The sequence below is a fragment of the Limnohabitans sp. DM1 genome (assembly GCF_001269385.1).
In the GTDB taxonomy this organism is placed as follows: domain Bacteria; phylum Pseudomonadota; class Gammaproteobacteria; order Burkholderiales; family Burkholderiaceae_C; genus Limnohabitans_A.
In genome coordinates this window covers 1-2,784 of the sequence record NZ_CXOO01000056.1, presented here as the reverse complement: position 1 = coordinate 2,784, position 2,784 = coordinate 1, and the positions used below count along the sequence as shown (strand labels likewise).

Sequence of the window (2,784 nt, the reverse complement as noted above, 5' to 3'; positions counted from 1 at the left end):
ATCCAAATCCACGCCCATAGGTTCTTGGGCGTACAGTCTGCGGGCTCGGTCGATCAATCGCATCGCCAGAGCATGGTAAATGCGCCAGTCTCGAGAATTCAGGGCATCGGCCAGCGTCGAGCGTGCAGGAATGTGGCGCATGCCCATGTTAAAAATTTTGGACTGATTGGCCGTCAAAGACGCTTCGATGTCGCGCAAAGACTCGGGCCAAGTCAGTTGGGCAAACGCCATGATGCGAAACAGCTCGGTACAGCTGAGCGTGCGCACCCCGGCATCGCCTCGATGGCGCAGGGCGATGCGGCCAAAGGTCTTCCAAGGCACAAAGTCCATGACCTGCGCGAACAAGGTTTTGCCTGCGTTCATGGGCATCCCCAGGTGATTGAACCCCTGGAGCATGCCTAGTGCGCAAAATCAAATTCAAATCGTGGACACCCATGAAACCTCTGAAACCCTTGCCGTTACTCGCTTGCAGCGGGTTGGCTGTCAAATAAATCGGACACTACTGATGGATGAGATCGTTCAAAAAGCCATGACGAAGTGGCCAAACGTGCCTGATTGTTATGGTTGGCTGGGCTTAGACAATCGTGGTCAATGGCGTATGCGTGATGACAGTGTTCAAACAATGGGGGCATTTCAAAGCGCAGAACCGGGGGCCAGGGGATCGGTGCTCCGTCACGAAAAACTCATTGAATTCATTAACCGCAACTATGATGCAGATGCCAAAGGTCGCTGGTATTTTCAAAATGGACCGCAACGAGTCTATGTTGAACTTGAATCCACTCCGCACATATTTAGGCTCGACGCTAGTTTTAACGCCACTTCCCATACAGGTCAAGCAACGCAGGTCCTGAGCTGTCTGGTAGATGAATGGGGGTATGCATACTTGAACACCACAATGGGACTGGGCCTCGTGCACACACTGGATGTCTTGATGCTGGCCGAAGCCATTACACAAGGCTTGTGGGAAGCAAAAGAATGCCGAGTCAAGGAGCTGTCTGAACACTACAATTTCAGAAAGAGTCCACAAACAGAATTTTTATTGACTAAGTTGGGATAAAAAAACCGGCCACAGGCCGGTTCAAACTGGGTGCAATACCCTATTTATTTTTGATCGCTTTTTTCAGCGACTGCTTTGGGTTCATCAAATTTACCGCCTGCACTGTTGGCCATGTAAACCACAGCGCGGGCAATTTCTGTGTCATTGAAATCACCACCACCTTGTGCACCCATGGCACCCTTACCCTTGAGGGATGAGTTGACAAGATTTTCCAGACCTTGTTTGATCCGTGGTCCCCAAGCACTAGCGTCAGCAAACTTAGGAGCTCCAGCCGCGCCAGTAGCATGGCAAGCTGCGCACTGGGCTTTGTAAACTTCATCGGCAGATTTCAGGGGTCTATTGGCATCACGCACCTCAACTGAACCAATCTTCTGAATGCGTTGTGCAACTGCCCTTTCAGCATCGCTGCTGCCAGGGGCATTCTTGTTTGCTGAAGTGACATAAAACACTAAACCAATGATGATGAAAACGGGAATTACAAAAGATGCAATGCTCAACATCAGCATTTGCTTGGGTGTTTTCACCGGGCCGGTGTGGGCTTCGTGTTGGTCGTGGCTGTTGTTGCTCATGGGATCCTCTTTTGGGGCTAGTCCGCTCGGGCCAGGGGATTGACCGGAATCAACCAACTATTATAGCTGCCCACCATTGGGAAAAGCTTGCAAAGAAAAGCCACAGCGTCAGGCCGTGAGATAATGCAGATGGATCTGTGAAATGCGGCTGTAGCTCAGTGGATAGAGTATTGGCCTCCGAAGCCAAGGGTCGTGGGTTCGATCCCCGCCAGCCGCACCATACTCAAGTTTGCCACCCTTCGCGGTGGCGTTTTTGTTTGTGTTTAAAAGATCAAGGGAGGCGTTACGAGGGCAGCCTGTACGACCGTATGGCTCAAACGCATGGGCAATGCTCTGAAAAAGACCATATGCATGCAGCAACATTTAGGTGGCTCCATTGATGCAAGACATGGCGCTAATAAAAAATCGGTTCTTCGTCAATTTCACTGTGATTTTTCGCTTGCTGCGGGACAATCCAGTGATTCAAAATTTCCAGCTTGAACATGAAAGATGCCGCACTGTATGAGCATCTTCTTGAATTGAAGGCCCCATGGTCTGACAAGAAGGTGGACCTGTGCTTAGCCGATCAGCGTGTTGTGGTTGAGGTGGTTTTGAAGAAGGGCCAAGTGTGGGGCGACCCCACTGACGCCACCAAGAGGGCTCACATCAACGGATGGACCGAGCGCCAATGGCGCCACCTGGACACTTGCCAGTTCGAGACCCTCATCAAGGCACGGGTTCCCCAGCTCAAATATGCCGACGGCACGGTTGAAGAACTGACGGTGCCATGCGCCGAGCGCTACAGCCGCGTGACCACCTTGATGGTGGCCTTCGTGATCAAACTGCTGCAGGCCTGCCCCACCAAGCAAGCTGTTTTCACGCTCACCCGTCTTTCCTGGAGCACGGTCAATACCATCATGAACAATGCCGTTGTGCGCGGCATGCTGCGCAGAACCGAGGACGAAATCAGTTACATCGGTATCGATGAGAAGAGTTCTGAAAGAGGTCACACCTACGCCAGCATCTTGACTGATATTGACAGCTGGAGGGTGCTGGACTTGGTGCCAGACAGAAAGCTGGCGGCGGCCGTGAGTTTGTTGSAAACGCTCACGCCTGCGCAGAGTGCGTCGGTCAAAGCGGTGGCCATGGACATGTGGCCCGCATACACGAGTGCTGGCA

5 protein-coding genes and 1 tRNA gene are annotated in these 2,784 nt (G+C 52.2%); 4 read left to right on the top strand and 2 right to left on the bottom strand.

What is annotated here, in order from left to right:
* On the bottom strand, positions 1–363 hold a 363-nt coding region (locus AMM33_RS19105; RefSeq protein ID WP_194945579.1), incomplete at its 3' end, for a DUF4372 domain-containing protein.
* 61 nt (positions 364–424) lie between these two features.
* On the opposite strand from AMM33_RS19105, the gene AMM33_RS19100 reads away from it, so the two are divergent.
* A complete protein-coding gene (locus tag AMM33_RS19100; protein WP_369802476.1) occupies positions 425–1,057 on the top strand; it encodes a DUF2946 family protein in 633 nt (210 codons plus the stop codon).
* A gap of 44 nt (positions 1,058–1,101) precedes the next feature.
* Here the strand turns inward: AMM33_RS19100 and AMM33_RS19095 are convergent, their stop codons facing one another.
* Entirely contained in the window at positions 1,102–1,626 is a 525-nt protein-coding gene (locus AMM33_RS19095; protein WP_090142846.1) for a c-type cytochrome, read from the bottom strand.
* 144 nt (positions 1,627–1,770) lie between these two features.
* Here AMM33_RS19095 and AMM33_RS19090 point away from each other — a divergent pair.
* The 3 genes from AMM33_RS19090 to AMM33_RS19085 form a co-directional block, all read left to right on the top strand.
* Positions 1,771–1,846 (top strand) — tRNA-Arg (locus AMM33_RS19090).
* 101 nt (positions 1,847–1,947) lie between these two features.
* Positions 1,948–2,106, top strand: a complete 159-nt coding sequence (locus tag AMM33_RS22155; RefSeq protein ID WP_194945578.1) for a hypothetical protein — start codon at positions 1,948–1,950, stop codon at positions 2,104–2,106.
* A 2-nt stretch (positions 2,107–2,108) separates the two neighbouring features.
* Positions 2,109–2,784 (top strand): transposase (locus tag AMM33_RS19085; RefSeq protein ID WP_194945577.1); only part of this gene is annotated, 676 nt, incomplete at its 3' end.